The sequence below is a fragment of the Citrobacter telavivensis genome (genome assembly GCF_041807075.1).
Lineage (GTDB): Bacteria > Pseudomonadota > Gammaproteobacteria > Enterobacterales > Enterobacteriaceae > Citrobacter_A > Citrobacter_A telavivensis.
This window is the reverse complement of sequence record NZ_JBGUBF010000013.1, coordinates 23,666-40,780: the sequence shown is the minus strand read 5'-3', so window position 1 is coordinate 40,780 and position 17,115 is coordinate 23,666. Positions and strand designations below refer to the sequence as shown.

Sequence of the window (17,115 nt, the reverse complement as noted above, 5' to 3'; positions counted from 1 at the left end):
TTGGAGGTACTCAGGCGGCCTGATTATCAAATCACGGAGAAAGAATTGCTGGCGGCCTGGGTATTATTCGCCAATCAGTTGCTCAAATATGGCTATGCTATGGCTGATTTATGAGGGGATCCTTCAGCGTTCAGCATGACACCACGGAACAGGATTTCCTCATTCAGCGGGGCAAGGATAAAGACGGCCAGCAACGTCAGGATCACATCGGGTATGGACTTATCGGCAAAAAGTTTCGTCATAAATGGCTCAGCGGGCAGGTCCAGCACTTTACCCAGCAGAAATTCACCGACATACACCACGGCCATCGCGCCAACCAGCCACAGTGCGCCAACGTTGCTCAGCTGGCCAACGACCGGTAGCGGAGCAACCCAGCGGCGGTATACCAGGAAAACACACAGGAGGTACACCAGTACAGCACCATGACTGAAGAACAGCGTATTTTTCCCCAGCCCATAGAGCAGAACAGCCTGCCCCATGACAAACATGGCCCCCCAGGCTATGGCCCAGGCTGCCAGCAGAACCAGCATAAACTGCAGATATTTATTACGTGACTGAATCATTTTATCCCCTGTTAATTTTTAAACAGAATCGGCTTGACACTCAGGCCGGTTTTCAGACCTAATTTAAATGATACAGAAAATGATTGCCGATTTTTTTAATGGAGAAAGTGAAATGAAATTCAACACGAAGATTGCTCTTATTCTGGCTGCATCCGTAATCAGTTGCAGTGCCTTTGCTCAGAGCGTATCCGCGCCGAAAACCGATTCTTTACTGAGCAGCATTCTGGGTGAGCAGGTACAGACAAACCAACATCTTGTACAACTGCTGGCAAAGGATCAGGATGCCGGTATTACACTGACCCCGGAACAAAAGAAAACCTCTTGCCTGTATGAAAGTCATTACTACAGCAGTGGCGCACCACTTACCGTCGGAAAAGAAACACTCCGCTGCACGCTGAGTGGCGAAATCCCGACATGGGAAAATGTGAACGAGGGCAATATTGTCTCTGTCGAAGGCAAATAAAATCCCTTTGACAGCCTCTCAATTATCCGCACCAAAATGATTTAAAAAAATCTCCTTTTGATGGTATATTTTTTACTCGAAATAGAAATCATTAGGAGATTGTTATGGTTGATGCCCCGCCCTCAATCCCGCTGCCAACTTGCATGGTTGAAGCAGCACAGATTTATCACATTCCTCTCCGTGGATTCCTCGCCTTGTGGCTGACTGAAGGCGGAAAACCGGGAATGAAAAATAAAAACAAAAACGGCACTTACGATTACGGCGCATTCCAGATAAACACCATCTGGGCGAATAAGCTGGCGTCCGATTTTGGCGTGAAAGCGGAGCAGCTGCAGCATGACTTCTGCGCCTCTGCAATGGCCAGTGCCTACATCCTCAAATACAACATCATTCTCGAAGGGGGGGATTTCTGGCAGGGTGTCGGCCGCTATCACTCCAACACGCCGGCGCGTAAGGCCTGGTATATCGGGAAGGTTTACCAAAATTCTCTGAGGTTCTGATGCAAAACCAGCCACAACGGAAAGGGGGAGGGGATGATGGCCTGATGATTATCGGGGCCCTTCTCATCATGATCACAGTGATGTGGTTTGGCTTTCGTGATTATGTGATTTACGGAGTCTGTCGCCTGCTTTACTGGATCTACGGTGTACTGCCGGACGCCATTACGCCGGGTAATGCGGCCGAGCGCCGGGACATGCTGCTGTCGGCGGCGCGGTATAACCACCAGGTTTCGCTGTGGGACTTTATCAGCGTGATGAACGACACGGCCAGCGTGCTCTTTCCCCTGTTCATTTTAATCATCGGGTTGTTCGTCTGGGTTATCTCGCGCAATCCTTACTACCGTCTGACCCGTAAACTGACCATCCGGAACCTTCCCTGGGTGATGGTAAAAAACTATCCGGGGATAGCTCATATCCTCGCCCGGTTTGGCCACCTCGATCAGCTGCTGCTGAATGAAGATCCGGAAGAAGCACGCAGCGCGCAGTCACCCGTTGAGTTTGCCCAGGAACATAACCTGATTGATACCGCTAAGCGCCGCCTCCGTAAAAAAGCCGCACATAAAGTCTTCCTGTCACAGGTAAACCTGGCCCCCGAAGGGGCGGCCCTTTCCCTGGCGCCCTGGGAAAAAGCGCTCGCAGCCTCGTTTGTACATCTGCGGTTTATGGGCGACCGGCCAACGGCTAAATCCATTCTCGACGATCTCAACCGTTCCTGCCTGCGGACTAAAGACGGTTTCCCTGATTATTCGCTGGCCGCCGGGTTCTGGACCGTCGCCAGCCAGTGTGAAGCGTTCCGAGAATTTGCAAAGGGGCGCCGCAGCTCCCGTTCGCTACTCTACGCGCTGTTCGATGATGACCTGCAGCTGCCATCCGCTAATTTCCGGTGGCTTAAAGGTGTGGACCGCACGTTATGGTATGCACTTTCAAGCGCCGGCCGCGGGAAGTTCTTCATTGAGGGAGGTGGTGTTATTGCCTGGAGTCAGTGCGAAAGTTACCGGCTGACGCTCGATGAAGAAAAGGCGGCGAAATTCCCGCCGACCGTGCGGGCGGCCGTGCTGGGCCTTGAGCTGGATCTGCTCCATTACCGCCATATTGACCGCCGCGATCCCGCCATTCCGGTCGCTCACTGGCAGGAAGACGTTATACCGCCATTTGCATTTGAATCTGACGCTGAAGCGGAAGACGAGCCGGCTACGCCGCCTGCAGCTCCGCACGACACCCCGAACAACAGTCTGCGACTGACAGACGATGAACCGACGCCGGCTAAACCTCAGCCGGCAACCCGACCCGATCACCTGGAACTCTAAGCGAGGAAGTATGAAACTCACCGTAAAAACCGATCGCAACACACTTTATCTTTCCGCTGACGGAAACTACCAGGAACAAGCCCTGCACTCCTTCCCCCTGTCAGCCTGTCATTTTGGACTTGGCCATGATGCCGGCAGCGGCCACATCCTGACGCACAATACGTTTTCTGGTGAAGCGGTGCAGCTGTTCCGCTTTGAAAACGAATATCAGGCCATCGAGGCGCTGAACAATATCCGTAAAAAGCTGAAACAGCAGCGCGGACTCAATGCCGTGCGCCGGCTGTCTAACTTTATCTTCTGGCCAGTCGCCGCGCTGGGCTTTATCGTCTCCATCAACGGCGCGTTGATGAATATGCATCAGCCGGCACAGCCACTGCAGGCAAACTCGTATGCTCCCGCGCCGGGTCTGCAGCAGCCTGCCACTGCGCCGGAGCAGCTGCAGGTTCAGGCAGCACCTGAAGCCCCTAAAAAACTGGCTGATAACGACTTGCTGTCACTGAAAGATGCCGTCACCAGCGGACGCTTTACAATCTCGCTTTCAACCGGGCATAAACACACCCTGTATGTGTTTTCCGATCCGATGTGCCCGCACTGCCGCGCGCTGGAACCCCGACTGCAGGAACTGAGCAAACGCTATAACGTCGAGATTTTCCCCGTGTCCGTTTATGGCGACCTGCGCTCGATGGTCCGCGCCGCTCCTGTACTCGATACCGGGAAAGATACCCGACTGAAAAGCTGGGAAGACACGATTAACATGGGATACACCACCATGAACCCGAAAATTGACGATCCGAAAACAGCCCCGGATACCACCGGCGCCCGCCTGGTTGACGCGAACAATATGGCATTTGCGAAATTCGGGTTTATCGGTACCCCGTCCATCGTTGCCGATTCGGGTGATGTGATCCCGGTTTCCGTCGTCAAAGACGATGCCCGCCTGCAGCAGGCAATAGGAGAATAACCCGGAGCCGCTATGCAACAGGAATCTGTAGACAGTAAAAAAGTCCTCCGCCCGGATGGTTCGTTCATGGAGTGGTTCCTCACTCCGAACGTACAGTTTGGCCTGCTGGCCATACTGACCGTGCTGGGTCTGTTTCTCCCCTTTACCATGCTGCTGAGCATCCTCATCCTTCCGCCGCTGATGGTGGCATTCACGGATCGTAAATTCCGGCCACCGCTGCGAATGCCGAAAGACTGCGAAATGTTCGACGACACCCTGACCACGGAAACCCAGGCGGAATACCGTCTGGGGCCCATTCGCATCCCGCATAAGGTCCGGGAGCGAAAGAAAGCGAAGGGAATTTTATATGTCGGGTATGAGCGGGGACGCCTGTTCGGCCGCGAGCTGTGGCTGAACATGACGGACCTGCTGCGCCACATGGTATTTTTTGGTACCACCGGGTCGGGTAAAACCGAAACCTTCTATGGGTTTATCGTTAACTTCCTGCTGTGGTGCCGTGGCTACTGCCTCTCAGACGGTAAAGCAGATAACAAGCTGGCCTTCGCCACCTGGTCGCTGGCGCGCCGTTTCGGCCGTGAGGATGATTATTACGTTCTCAACCTGCTGACCGGCAGTATTGACAGGTTCGTGAACCTGGTGAAGCAGGAAAGCATCCCCGCGCAATCCAACTCAGTCAACCTCTTCAGCGTTGCCCCGCCGACCTTCATCATCCAGTTGATGGAATCCATGCTCCCCCAGGTGGGCGGGGATTCGGCACAGTGGCAGGATACGGCAAAAGCCATGATGTCGGCGCTGATCAATGCCCTGTGTTATAAGCGCGCCCGCGGCGAACTGCTTTTGTCACAGCGCACTATTCAGAAAAACATGTCGCTGCCGGCAATGGCCGCGCTGTACGTGGAGGCAAAGAAAAACGGCTGGCACAGCGAGGGTTACGCCGCGCTGGAAAGTTATCTGGAAAATACACCAGGCTTCCTGCTGGCCAACGCGGAATACCCGGAAACGTGGGAAGCCCGCGCCTTCGAACAGCATAACTACATGAGCCGTCAGTTCCTGAAGACGCTCTCCCTGTTCAATGAAACTTATGGCCATGTTTTTCCGGAAGACAGCGGCGATATCCGGATGGACGATATTTTCCACAATGACCGCATTCTCATCGTCATGATCCCGTCGCTGGAGCTGTCACGCGGTGAAGCGGCCACGCTTGGCCGTTTATATGTGACGCTGCAGCGAATGACCATCAGTAAGGACCTGGGCTACCAGCTGGAAGGGAAAAAAGAGGAAGTCCTGCTCACTCACGCGCTGAATAATCAGGCGCCATACGGGCTGATTTATGACGAGCTGGGCCAGTATTTCACCAGCGGTATGGATACGCTGAGTGCGCAGATGCGTTCACTGGAAAAAATGGGCGTATTTTCCTCCCAGGATCACCCGTCGCTCGCCCGCGGCGCGAACGGCGAGGTGGATTCGCTGATCGCCAACACCCGCGTGAAATATTTTGAGTCGATTGAAGACCGGAAAACCTTTGAAATACTGCGCGAAACCGTCGGCCAGGATTATTATTCTGAGCTCTCCGGGCAGGAAGCCGAACACGGCACGTTTTCCAAAACGGTCCGGGAAGGGGATCTGTACCAAATCCGTGAAAAGGACCGCGTGAACATTCGTGAGCTACGTAAGCAGACCGAAGGTCAGGGGGTAATTTCTTTCCAGGATGCCCTGGTACGCAGCGCCGCGTTTTACATTCCGGACAATGAGAAGTTTTCCAGCGAACTGCCGATGCGGATAAACCGCTTTATCGAGGTATTGCCGCCATCGCCGGCAACGCTGTACAGCATTTATCCGGAACGCAAGGATGATGAACTGGCGGAAACCAACCCGGATGCAATGCGATTCCCGCCGATCAAGCTGTTCGGCTACGACAAAGCGGCCAACAGCCTGCTGGAAAAAATTGAGGTCTTCTACGAGCTGCAGTGTGGCGCAATTTCACCGGAGGAAATGTCGGTGTGCCTGTTTGAACTGTTCGCTGAATGGCTTGATGGAACGGAAACGGACGACGTGCTTTACCACCAGGAAGACGATCTGTTCCCGATGATCGAGATGTAACCCTGTTAAAAGGCGGGGAGTGGTCCCCCCGCCTTTAGTTACGTTTCCGGTCAGTCAAAATACTGCCGGATCAGCTCCAGGACCGCTATCACAGCGTTAGACACTGCAACAACTGCCCGCAGAACGACGATTAACAAGTTAATCATCCGTTTGCTCCATACAGAGCAGGAACACCGCTGATCGCCCTTACATTGCCTGTCACAGCGGCTACCTCACGTCAATTGTTTAGATGTTCCCACTCCAGCCAGGGCATTGAAACAGCACCACCTGTTTTTCAACCAGGGCTTTAAACCGTTCACGCCGCGTAAGCGGGGGCTGGAGAAGAACGTCAACAGATTGACCCGCGCAGTATACCCTATTCCCGGTGGTTTGCATTTACTGCACTCATGGCGTAATATTTAACCGTCAATTGTTTAGGTGTTCCCGCCTCCATCCGGGGCAAAACATGAAAACCCGATCTCACCAGTCGGGTTTTTTTGTGCCTCCACCCTGGCAGAAATCGCATTTCCTCAAATAAGCGCCTGAAACGCTCTCTGTGGCCTTCACTGCAAAAAGAGCAACATTCCCCTGCCTTCACCCTTTTTAACGCGCCTGCGAGCGGCTGACGTGGATAACCGCGGCTAAATCGATCCTCTTTTCCCTGTTAATTTTAAAACTGACAGCAGACACTGGCGTTGATTGCCTGAAAGGCATTGCACGCCATAGCAGATGATTTTCCTGCCTGACTGCCCTGCAGGTGACGCTGTGGCCACATTACCCCCTGGCTACTGCGAGCGGGCGGTGTGACGTTAGCGGCGCACCGGGCGCGTGGGTAGTAGCGTTGACGTCAGGGGTGCGGGTCGCAGCCCTTCCGTCTTACGGGGGTGTTCTTAGTTACATCATCCATCATGCTTTTTTCTGCCGAGCCGTTGGCTCGGCGGGGAAAAGCACGGTGGGGCAAAGAAAAATCTACAGTGGTGGTTTCTGCTGGCCACCCTGCCCGGCATTTGCCGGGTGCTAACCTGGGAGCATAGCGACCATTCTGGCCGTCGTGCCGCGTAGCGGCGCTGAAAGGCCAGGCATATTCCCATAATCCACAGAAAATTGAGCCTGAATAACAGTGATCTCTTTATTGAATAAACATCTTTTTAAAGAAGTTAAGAGTGTATTGCAGCTTGCTTTGACCACGATTGCAGGTGACTTTATTTCCTCCTTTGCGGATAACTGTGGATAGTGGTGATCTCGCTGCCGGTTATCCACCGGCGGCGCCAGAACGTCAAAAAATCACGATGGCCACACGTTAAAACTGGAGGAAATTTGAGCAGGTCGCGCCGGCTGGCGAGCACGAAAACCGCCAGGCGGCGGTAAGAGAATTACAGGGGGAGAAAATCAGTGATAATCAGGGGGACCGGATTCCCTCTCCAGCCCCAGATCGAGCTGATACAGGTGGCTGCGTACTCGCTGGGTAAACTGCTCAGGCGACAGCGCGTGCAGTTCGTCTTTCGGCAGCGTCCGTATCAGATGAACGGACATGGCGTAAGCCCGGTCGTCATAGGGCTGTTCTGCCAGCGCTTTCAGCTTCTTCTCGCGCTTACCCTTCAGGGCGGCTTCACGCCGGCGAACCAGCGTGGCGTGCATCATTTTTTCATACCAGCGCCGGCGCGCGGCTTTAACAGAGATTTCTTCCGCCTGGCCATGTTCATCACGGGTTATCCAGCCTGCAGCTTCAGCGGCCACCTGTTCGGCCTGCTCCGCATACAGCTTATCGAGATCAACACCGATCATCTTCCAGAGGCGTTCCGTCAGCACGACATGCTTGGGGAACCACTTGCGGTTAAACGGGTCCCATGTGACGCCTTCAGGCAGCGCCAGTAACCCGAATTCCATCATGTGCTGCAGCAGCCGGCAAACCCGCGGTACCGTCACTTTCCGGATCACGTTCCCTTCGCTGTCCTTTTCGCTGAGCTGCCACGCCATTTTACTGAGGTTGATAGTGTCGATATGGGTAGCCCGGTCAACGGTGCTGACCAGGAGCGGCACAATCGCATCGAGTAATTTCTCCCGCTCCGGGCGGAAGTCGCGCTTCCGGCCAGCCTGCTCGCGCAGCTGCACGAAGTACGGGTGGCGGCTGATCCGCATACGCAGACTTAACGCGCCCGTTTTGCGATCGCGGCGAACAAGGCGGTTGTAGGCATGGCCAAGCTGGCCAGGGAGCTTTTTGAAATTGTCCGGTCGGTACCAGCTGGGCTCCGGGCAGAGACACGCCGTTGAGTGCGTACCGCGACGACGGCGGGTTTTGCGCACGGGCTTGGTGCCTTCATCGAGAAGCAGCTGCAGGGGCGATTCTTTAGGGGACTGGCTTTCAAGCCAGGAGATGAACTCCGGCGAAAGACCTTCTACTGACTCAATGTCAGAAAGCTGTAGGTATGGATTCTTTTGATTCACCAGCCCCTGCACATATTGGCCGGGCTGTATTGCAATAGGTTACGCATTTGCTATAATCCTTTCTGCCAGTGGGCAGTTTGCACCCCCTGATTCCTGAGAGACCGGCCAAAGTTTCCAACAGGGATCAGGGGGTTTTACTTTTTGTGGCTCCTGCCACTCCTAAGCGGTACATCTCCGGGCCGCTCTTCCCGTGCTAAATTCAGTAATAACCCCGTAAGGTTATGTAAACGCCGCTTAACATATCATGCGTTTCTAAGCGGGGCAATACCTGCGAACCCGCTTTTACATAGTAAGATCACTCTTCAGAATCGTCAAATTTCAATCCGTCGTAATAGCTTTTGACAAGAAATTCAATGACTTCAGCCTGAGTGAGTTTTTTAACTTTTGTGATCTCTATCAACATTCTTTTTGCATCTTTGGGGAGATAAAGGTTTAACTGGTCGTGTGTTTCCCGGATACGGTTCCGGTACTCTCTCTGGAACTCCGGGTTACTCTTCTGTTCCTGGCGCTCAGTAACTCTGTTCACTCTTCCTCCCACAGCATACGACTATAACCACCTGAGTATACATGAAAAAACCGCCTTTTCAGGCGGTTTGGAAGTAAACATCAATACGTTCGTGGTAGCATCCAACCTTCATCAAGCATAGTCTTTCGCCACTGGAGATATTTTTCACCCCTGTATTTTTTATGTTGCTCATGCATCCTGGTTAACATTTCCAGCTGGCGATATGCTAGGCCGGCATTGAGCAAGATTATTTCAACAGTAGGCACATGTCGGTTCCGAATATTTACGACAAGTTTACTATCAGTATACTCCCAAGACTCAATTGTCTCGGCCTCAAACAAAATTCTCTTTTGCTTAATAGAGGCCTGTACAGCATAAAGGGCAGCAATACCAACAACACCGGAGTCCATATCTATACCAAAATATGTTTTCTGAGCCGGCATGTATTGTTCCTCTTTAGCCGATGGATTAAAGCATCCATAAACTCTCATGCCTGCAACGACCTTTTTGACTCCCTTACTTTTTACCTGGCGTACAACATATGTGATCAGCATGGCATCGAAAACAAGTAGAGCAACAAACCACGCCAATGCCAGGCTTCCACCTAAAGTAAGAAAGCCAGAATATACAGTCAACGGAAGACTTATTGTTAAAATAACTATACTTATGGCTACAGACAGGCGTGACAGATAGTAGCCAACACCTTTTGATTTAGCCATGTTGTTATCGACAACAGTATACGAATATCCTTTCATATCACGCCCCCGCTATACCATCTTTGTCTTTATCAACCGTATTGGTTGGGTTGAAGTTCTTCGGCCCAGAAGGACGTCCACCTGTATTTTTAGCTCCACGACCAAATGCAGCAAACAGGTCGTGAACATGATTCTGCATATCACCAAGAATTGAATCGTTATGCTTGTTACCAATCCAGCTGATGACGTAGTTAGGCATCCTTGCAGGTAATGCAAATACCCTAGCGACCATACCTGTACACATCCTTGCATAGACAAAAAGGATACCTATCATTGACCAAAGGCCAGTTGTTGAATCTGCCTGTACATTTTCCATTGCTGTTTTGAAAATATAGTTAAGCGCGGTGCCAAGAGCCACAATGGCCAATGATGCAAAAATGAACCCCATTACCATCAACAGTGGTCGAATCATCACATCTATCAGGAAAATATATCCATACGTTGACCGGTCCTCATTAGTTTGGCCAATGTTAATATGGGTAGCGGCCCACAATGAAGATGCAACGATACCAGTCAGCAAAGTAACTAACCAATCCGCCATTGCGACAAACCAATAGATAAATGGCACAAATGGAAGCCAAATTGAAAGCGTTAACCCTATACAGAACAGAGCGACTAAAATCATGTATACGATCGGAGCCGCAGTTTTAATTACACCCTTAATAATATCCTTACCTGAAGTGAAGAAATTAAGTAATCCCGCCCCCATTCCAGCAGCGTTATTACCATCTGCAACACTCATTGCGACATTAACAGCTCCCCAAGCAGCTAGACCACTCTCAGCAGTAAACATCGTGTAATCACCAATGGCTTTCATTTTCAACAAGGGATTCGTTACATCGCTGTATCCATCGCCAGTGCCGTAGTTTCTAGTGGCAAGCCATGAAGTAACATTAAAGTTGAAAATTTTGGTAATCAACGAATCTGCATCACCACTTTTTGCCGCTTCTTCGATGCCTTTATTGTCAATGTTCTGAGCTAAAGCATTATCAGCAGTACCTAAAGGGGGAGTGTAGGTACTGTTTTTCAGTTGTGAATGATATGCCTGGAACAGACCTTTATAATAGTCCGTAGAACCTACATCACCATCACCACTTATCCCTGATACAATAGGTTTCAGATTAGCAACGTCCTTCAGCTCAGTGTTAGCAGTTGCCAGGGTATGATAATAAATACCAAGATATAGCCAGCCTTTTTCCTTTATATCCGACTCCATTTTCTGGAGCATATCATTGCTTCCGGCAGCATTGTCTGCAGCTTGCTGTACTTGTTGTTGGTAATCTCTTGCTGCTGTCTGAATTGCAGTTTCAACGTCAGGCAGCTGCCCATCTCCGGAACGCATTTTAGACATATAAGCAGAGTTAAATTGCTCTGCTGTATTCTTCATCTTACTCCAAAGCGAGTCTGTAGCCTGCTGTTGAACTGCATAAACAGAATCAGCGTAACCACTGGAGAATACCGAAGTCCAACCTGTAGGTTTTTGTGGTAATTTAACAGTCCCACAAACAGCAGAACCATTGTCAACTGAAATTGAGTAACTAGAATCACCAGTATTAAACTTCATCTGGCTATTACTTTCATAATGTTGGCCTGAAGCCTCCATCTGAGCTAACCCTTGATTGACACCAAGAGCGCACAAGTTCATTTCGAACATTCCTTTAGCCACAGAAGCCATTTCTGGCATAACTGGCGTTATATAAACAGCTTTGCCACTCGCTAGTTCCGACGCTGTTTTATCTGCAATAACATTGGCAGAACCTACACCTATGATTGACCCACACCACAGGAAGAGCAGTTGTGCAACGGACCATCCAACAACAGTTGGAACCAAAAGGAGCCAGCCGAATGTTGTTTTAACAAAATTGAAGGCATTATTCCCATCACCCTCTATAAACTTCCCAAGTTGCCCTGCCTGATGTAGTTTTTTAATACTGATTATCGCCATATAAATCAGCGCTAATATGGCGATAACCTCATTCACTGTGAAAAATACGTTATTTAACAACCCATCACCTGACGGACTGAAAGGATTATTTACCACTTCACCAAAAACGGTATGCAGCATCTGACGTGACAAATCACCAGACCGTTTAGCAGCCTCTGTAATACTATCAATTCCCAGATCTGCAGAATATGCCGGGGTAATGAAAAGCGATAGCGGCAACAATGCGACCAATGAGTTTCTTGACTTATTCATGCGCCCCCCGAATCTGGCCAGCTTGTTCAAAATTAAATGTATTGCGCACACCGTTATCGTTAATAAAATGTCTCAATGTACCGAATTCTTCTTCAGAATGGGCCTCATTGCGTAATTGCCAACCTAAAAATTCATAAGTCATTGCTTTTACGAACGAGTAGATACAAACAGCAAACATTAAACCAAGTGTTAATGTCACCTTCAGAAGGCTTACATTGTATTCAGTATTAACAATCAATTTTACACAGCCAGCGATTAAAAACAGGGCAACAAAAACAGCTATAAAGAAGCAACATAACCAATATTTTTTATACTTACCGGCTTTAGCTAGATGCTGTTCTAAGGGGATAGAACTCTTTTTAACAACATCCTCAAACGACTGATTCGAAGCTGATTTTTCGTCCGGAGCTTCCAAATTTTTGATTTGCTTCTTAACGAAAGAAGCCCGCTCATTGAGCAGGCTGATAGATTCCCTTAGTGATTTCCACATAAACTGAATATCACTAATTCCGGTAATATGATAAACCGCTTTTTTCATGCGGCCGGGGGATTTTGTAACTTCTTCCCCTGTTTTATTTTCGTCTGTCATTTTCTGGATACTCCCGCGTTCACACTCTCCAGCTGTGCTGCCAGCATCGGTTTGTATGTTTGATATGCGTCGTTCGCCAGGATCTGGCCAAGCAGCACATTTTGTTTCTCCAGCTGCTGTTTGGTTTTCAACACTAACCAGTTGTTCAGATTGGCGATATTGATTTGCTCACGCATCAAATCTTCGGTGTTCTTGTTGGTCAACGTCGCCTGGTAAGCAGGGTTGCTGTAACGGCGACCTACTTCGAATTCCTCAAACTCTCTGGCAGACATACGGTTAAGCTGTTTCGCCCTGTTACTGGCCGTCGCCTGGAAATAGGATTCGACTTCCGGCACTTTGCGCGCATCTGCAAGCGCGGCATCAGTGGCCGGGTTCGGTTTAGAGTTGGCGATCATTTCCATCTGAGGTTGTGCGGCCGCGTCGGTGAGCGCCTGGTATTGCTGAATCATGCCCAGGTAAATTCGCCCGCTGGCGCCTTTAACTTCCCCACGACTCAGCTGACGACCAGCACTGCGCAACGCGGTATTTTTCATATAGCGCAGCGCCGCATCTGTCTGCTCATCTGTAAACGTCAGATCAGGTGCCTTGCCTTCTTTGCCGGCGCCATAAAGCAACGAGCTCAGCGACGTATCTGCCCGCGGCATGTCAGATACACTTGGGCAGAATGAAGTCCCGCCAAATGCAGCATAATCCGAACTGTCGCAGTACTGGCTGTGAACTTCGGCCGTTGAAGATGCATCCACGTCGGTTGCGCGTGCCGGCACTTCAAAAATAGCCTTAACATCTTTCGCAGAACTGGCGCTTCCCAGCGTTCGCTGACCGCCAGCGGCCGCAGAGGATACCCCCGCGGCGCCACCGCCAATAGACTGCGCACATATATCATCCGGAACACGGTACTTATCCTGTGCCTGCAGCAGCCGGTCATTACGTTTTTGCTCGACTTCGAACTGTCGGTTAGTTTCAGCCACCTGCTGCATTAATGCTGCCTGGCGATCGCCCTGCTGGCTGATTGCCGTACCAATGTTAATCAGCGTGGCCTGGATATTACCTAACAGGCCATTAGCTGTGCTCAACGCCGGCATAACCTGCGTTGAGATGGGAATGCTGCTGTTAACGTTGACCGTATAGGCAAATGCTGACTGTACGCTGAAGGCCAGAATTGAAACGGCCATCACTGACCGTTTTGCTTTTCCGATTTTTATCATCTGAATCCCCTTCTCACATCAGAAATGATTTCTTTAGCGAGCTTCATCGCCATAGTTTGTGATTCTTCTTCAGAATCACGCTCACCACCCTGATTGACCACCATTTCATCAATGATACTTGATGCACTTCCCATAGGGAATCTATTTGCTAATTCTTCCCTTGCTTTTTTCGTTCCAAGCTCTTCATAAAGCACATCTCTGAGCGCTCTGTCTTTTGCAGATGAGTTCAAAGCCCAAAGCAGTTTTGGACCTAATGTGTTTTTCAGAATGTGGCAAATAAGACCACGTTTTGTTTTAAAAATACCGAGGAATGCAGTACCACTTCCGTCCGGATAAACCCCTTGCGGAAGCTGTCTGAAACGACGCAGGATATCGGCCGGGATGTTGATCTCTAATTGCTTCAGATACTCTTCATCCCCTTCCGTCAGGCGCATCATAAACAGGCTGTTCATGGTTTTAAGCACACTCGAAGGCATATGGCTCAGATACTGAGACGAGAACGCAGTACGGACGTTGAATTTACGATCTTCAAGGTCAGCGGTATTCAGCGCATTTTGGATAAAGTCGATGCCGGCAAAGTTATGACACTCATCATAAAAGGTATGTTTAACTTCTTCTGAAAGCTCCCTGATGCGCGCCTGGTGATATGCCCTGTACTGCTCCGGTAAAGCAGGAATGAAGGTTTCTGCGGACTGAGGCAGGTAGTAGTTACGCACAGCCATCTGGCGCGCAAAAAGATACATAATGCCGGACTTGAGCTTACCTGCAGGTGTCGTTCTGTCACCGAGGACGTTTTGCATATCCAGGATCGCAATGCGAGTCTCCGGGCTGAAATCATAAACCGTGATCCCAGAGAAAATGGCATACTCAGCTGCTGCAGCCTGGAAACAACGTGCAACGAAGCCTACTACAGGCTCACTCCCATTAACTTTTACGTCAGCGTATTGGTTTTTAAATGATTCAGTTTGTAGTTCAGCAATAAAATCGTGAATAGTTGGCACAGCATAACGCTGAGCAACCGTCGCAGCATGAAGATATTTTTTGGCAAACAGCTTATCAACGACTTCCCACCATGTAGCTCTTTCAAACCAGTCTTCACCGAGCTCTTTATCCAGACCTGATTCTTTCAGAGCTTCATTAATCACCGGGTCGTTATACTTAAACAAGTTAGCACTTGAATGCGCTTTTGCTTTGTATACGTTTGATACAACCTTACTGACGATTTGGCCAACGCTCATTGCATCTGGCGGCTGGCCAATTGCCGGATCAATACAGAATGCGTTAAGCATCTGCTTTAAGAATACTTCCTCAAACTGCGTCAGATACCTTGAACCTAACTGCGTATCGCAGATGTTAATACAGTGCGATTCGTCATTGTTCAGGGTGATACTGGCAATCTGGTGACGTTTCTCTGACGGCAGCTCAGCGCTAATCAGATCGGCGATACCTTTTGCACTGTAGCCCTTATCAATGATAGTCAGATAAGGCAGTTTTTTATCAGCCCGGTAAATCGAACTCAGGTTAAGGCGGTTGGCCAGCACGCTTTTACCGGAACCTGGAACACCGGTGATGACATCGGTAAATTTCTCCTGCAGGGGACTGGCGATTTGATAGGGGAACAGCTTGCCATCGAGCGTGATGAAGTTGATATTGCCTTTACCATGCCAGGGACTGGCCGGACGTTCAAAAGGTAACATCCGCAAGCCTTCACTCAACGGCGGATAATGCAATGAGCCAGGTGTGGCCGTCGTCAGCCCCGGAACGGATGCAATCAGTGCGCTACCTGGATTGCCATATGTCTTGGACACACCTGATACACCCCAGCCTTCAATCGCCTTAGTTAAAGCCGCCAGGTTGCGTTTGGCTTCATCCTTAGTGTCACCCCAGGTGGCAAAGTTGATGGCCATGATAGCCGTTGGATCGGTTTCGCTCTGGGCCCCGACATAATCCATATCACGCGCGATAGTACCGAGTGAGGGAATGAAACGAAGGAAAGAGACGATCACTGATGGCCAGAACAATGCTTTTTTGCCCCCGCCCATAAAGTCATATTTTATCCGGTACGGGATTTTCCGGTTAATCGCGTTGAATAACTGCTTAAATTTGACAGGGTGAAGTGGTGGCAACTCAAGGGCAACAGAACCGTAATACTTGCCATCGCAGTAAATCAGGCCACCATCTTCTTCCAGTTCCCCTTCCATGATCTGGATATTCAGCCGCGGCGGCAGCACTGAGTCGATATTGCCTTTCCGTGGAGCGCCATAGACTCGCAGATTTTGGTCAAACGGCGTGCGAGGGTACCAGTTTTCTGATGTTGAGTTCCGGAACAGCATCTGACGCATCATTGCGCCGGCGTGTTTGACATCGAGGACATCAACCAGAAGCCCCATCCCCGACTCATCATCCCCCTGAAGCATACCAATCAGCCGCCAAAGCATCGCGTCATGCGTGATCTTCAAACCTTCAAGCTGAAATTCGATTGGGTTCTGACTGAAGCGAGTCTGCGGGATATCCTTCATAACGCCGGCAGCTTTTGCCTGCTCGTTTTTAAGTTCATCCTTCGCAATCATCCCCTTCGAGGTATACAGCACGATGTAAGCGCGTTCACGGCTGTAATGGGCAGCGATTTTTTTTGCGTCATCGGCGATCAGGTCTTTAATGTCTATCTGCAGGCGCTCTATTGCTGCTACCTGCGGTTTATAAACATTATTCAGCTCTTCCTGGTTCTTGGTAAAGTCGCGCTCAAACACCACAGACAGCTTATGGCCACTGTTAATAAAGGAATTCGACAACGAGTTTGAAAGGTGCATGATGAAGTCATTAAACGACTTCTCGTCAAACGATGATTTAGCGCCCTGAATCTCAATAACGGTAAGAAAATCGTTGTTCTTCGTGGTCAGTATGTACGGAGCCCTGATTTCAGGATGCTCAACGCGATCCTGCGACGTAAGCCCTACAACCGTTGTCAAATCACAGTATTTTAACGAGTCATTTGACGTAAGATTGCGTGAGATACCTTCGATCACATCCTCAAAGAAAGAAATCATTTAAAACCTCTCTTACCCTTGTAAATTTCATTCCAGTCACTTACATCCGGCAATTCGTCTGACTCTGCGACAGAAGTGACAAACTCATCGTCAAAATTCATGGGAAGTAACTGATGGTGTTTTTTTATCAGGTGCAGTAAATCGTATCCATCATCACTGCCGGTTTCGTTTAGAACTACGTCAGTTGTACTGAGCAATATCTGTTTAAGTTTCTGTGCCTTTTCACGGTAAGAATCGTCCGTTGACTTTTCCGCCTTTGCAATTGAACGAAACAACAGGCTGTAGAGTTTTCGGTTTGTATTTCTCTTCAGCAGAAGTCCGGTTTGAGTCTCTAGTTTCATTTTCTCCGGGTGTTCGAGCGACAGGCATACAGAGCAAAGCATTCTCTCTTTCTGTCCATCTTCTGCGAGGGAGAAAACATCTTTGCTCTTTATCCCGCACACATGGCATCTGGCAGGTTGTTCATTCCTGGTGAGCTTAAAATCTTTCATGGGGGAAC

15 protein-coding genes and 1 pseudogene are annotated in these 17,115 nt (G+C 49.8%); 5 read left to right on the top strand and 11 right to left on the bottom strand.

The window, feature by feature from the left end; translation table 11 throughout:
* Positions 1 to 128 precede the first annotated feature (128 nt).
* Positions 129 to 563, bottom strand: a pseudogene (locus ACERJC_RS24660) (CPBP family intramembrane glutamic endopeptidase); the annotation flags it as partial.
* A 112-nt stretch (positions 564 to 675) separates the two neighbouring features.
* Here ACERJC_RS24660 and ACERJC_RS24655 point away from each other — a divergent pair.
* From ACERJC_RS24655 to ACERJC_RS24635, 5 genes are all read left to right on the top strand, one after another.
* Positions 676 to 1,026: a DUF1496 domain-containing protein gene (locus ACERJC_RS24655; protein ID WP_124065455.1), complete on the top strand. Its 351-nt coding sequence runs from the start codon at positions 676 to 678 to the stop codon at positions 1,024 to 1,026.
* A 104-nt stretch (positions 1,027 to 1,130) separates the two neighbouring features.
* Positions 1,131 to 1,526, top strand: a complete 396-nt coding sequence (locus ACERJC_RS24650) for a lytic transglycosylase domain-containing protein (RefSeq protein ID WP_004187436.1) — start codon at positions 1,131 to 1,133, stop codon at positions 1,524 to 1,526.
* On the top strand, positions 1,526 to 2,833 hold the full coding sequence (locus tag ACERJC_RS24645) for a secretion/conjugation apparatus DotM-related subunit (RefSeq protein WP_015059988.1): 1,308 nt from the start codon (positions 1,526 to 1,528) through the stop codon (positions 2,831 to 2,833). The genes ACERJC_RS24650 and ACERJC_RS24645 overlap by 1 nt, the downstream gene beginning before the upstream one ends.
* Before the next feature lie 10 nt (positions 2,834 to 2,843).
* Positions 2,844 to 3,794, top strand: coding sequence for a DsbC family protein (locus tag ACERJC_RS24640; protein ID WP_004206886.1), 951 nt, complete (start codon positions 2,844 to 2,846; stop codon positions 3,792 to 3,794).
* A gap of 12 nt (positions 3,795 to 3,806) precedes the next feature.
* Entirely contained in the window at positions 3,807 to 5,894 is a 2,088-nt protein-coding gene (locus ACERJC_RS24635; RefSeq protein ID WP_004206885.1) for a P-loop NTPase family protein, read from the top strand.
* A gap of 50 nt (positions 5,895 to 5,944) precedes the next feature.
* Here the strand turns inward: ACERJC_RS24635 and dqlB are convergent, their stop codons facing one another.
* The 10 genes from dqlB to ACERJC_RS24585 form a co-directional block, all read right to left on the bottom strand.
* Positions 5,945 to 6,040 carry a DinQ-like type I toxin DqlB gene (gene dqlB / locus ACERJC_RS24630; RefSeq protein WP_004206884.1) on the bottom strand — a complete coding sequence of 32 codons (96 nt, stop codon included), beginning with the start codon at positions 6,038 to 6,040 and terminating at the stop codon, positions 5,945 to 5,947.
* 1,222 nt (positions 6,041 to 7,262) lie between these two features.
* Complete coding sequence (repA, locus tag ACERJC_RS24625) at positions 7,263 to 8,318, bottom strand: plasmid replication initiator RepA (RefSeq protein ID WP_015060006.1); 1,056 nt, start codon at positions 8,316 to 8,318, stop codon at positions 7,263 to 7,265.
* Positions 8,315 to 8,365 (bottom strand): IncL/M-type plasmid replication leader peptide RepB, encoded by a 51-nt coding sequence (gene repB / locus ACERJC_RS24620; RefSeq protein WP_011154478.1) that lies wholly within the window; start codon positions 8,363 to 8,365, stop codon positions 8,315 to 8,317. Before repB ends, repA begins: the two co-directional genes overlap by 4 nt.
* 248 nt (positions 8,366 to 8,613) lie before the next feature.
* Complete coding sequence (gene repC / locus ACERJC_RS24615) at positions 8,614 to 8,844, bottom strand: IncL/M type plasmid replication protein RepC (protein ID WP_011091085.1); 231 nt, start codon at positions 8,842 to 8,844, stop codon at positions 8,614 to 8,616.
* An 80-nt stretch (positions 8,845 to 8,924) separates the two neighbouring features.
* Positions 8,925 to 9,578, bottom strand: a complete 654-nt coding sequence (locus tag ACERJC_RS24610) for a hypothetical protein (protein ID WP_015060005.1) — start codon at positions 9,576 to 9,578, stop codon at positions 8,925 to 8,927.
* Between the two features lies 1 nt (position 9,579).
* Positions 9,580 to 11,775, bottom strand: coding sequence for a DotA/TraY family protein (locus ACERJC_RS24605; RefSeq protein WP_015062834.1), 2,196 nt, complete (start codon positions 11,773 to 11,775; stop codon positions 9,580 to 9,582).
* The gene (locus ACERJC_RS24600; protein ID WP_015060003.1) at positions 11,768 to 12,364 is read right to left on the bottom strand and encodes a hypothetical protein; all 597 of its coding nucleotides are present in this window, start codon (positions 12,362 to 12,364) and stop codon (positions 11,768 to 11,770) included. The genes ACERJC_RS24605 and ACERJC_RS24600 overlap by 8 nt, the downstream gene beginning before the upstream one ends.
* Entirely contained in the window at positions 12,361 to 13,569 is a 1,209-nt protein-coding gene (traW, locus tag ACERJC_RS24595; RefSeq protein ID WP_011091082.1) for a conjugal transfer protein TraW, read from the bottom strand. Before traW ends, ACERJC_RS24600 begins: the two co-directional genes overlap by 4 nt.
* Positions 13,566 to 16,616, bottom strand: a complete 3,051-nt coding sequence (locus tag ACERJC_RS24590; RefSeq protein ID WP_004187482.1) for a putative type IV secretion/conjugal transfer ATPase — start codon at positions 16,614 to 16,616, stop codon at positions 13,566 to 13,568. The genes traW and ACERJC_RS24590 overlap by 4 nt, the downstream gene beginning before the upstream one ends.
* Positions 16,613 to 17,107 (bottom strand): hypothetical protein, encoded by a 495-nt coding sequence (locus ACERJC_RS24585; protein ID WP_004187480.1) that lies wholly within the window; start codon positions 17,105 to 17,107, stop codon positions 16,613 to 16,615. Before ACERJC_RS24585 ends, ACERJC_RS24590 begins: the two co-directional genes overlap by 4 nt.
* Between the last annotated feature and the right edge of the window lie 8 nt (positions 17,108 to 17,115).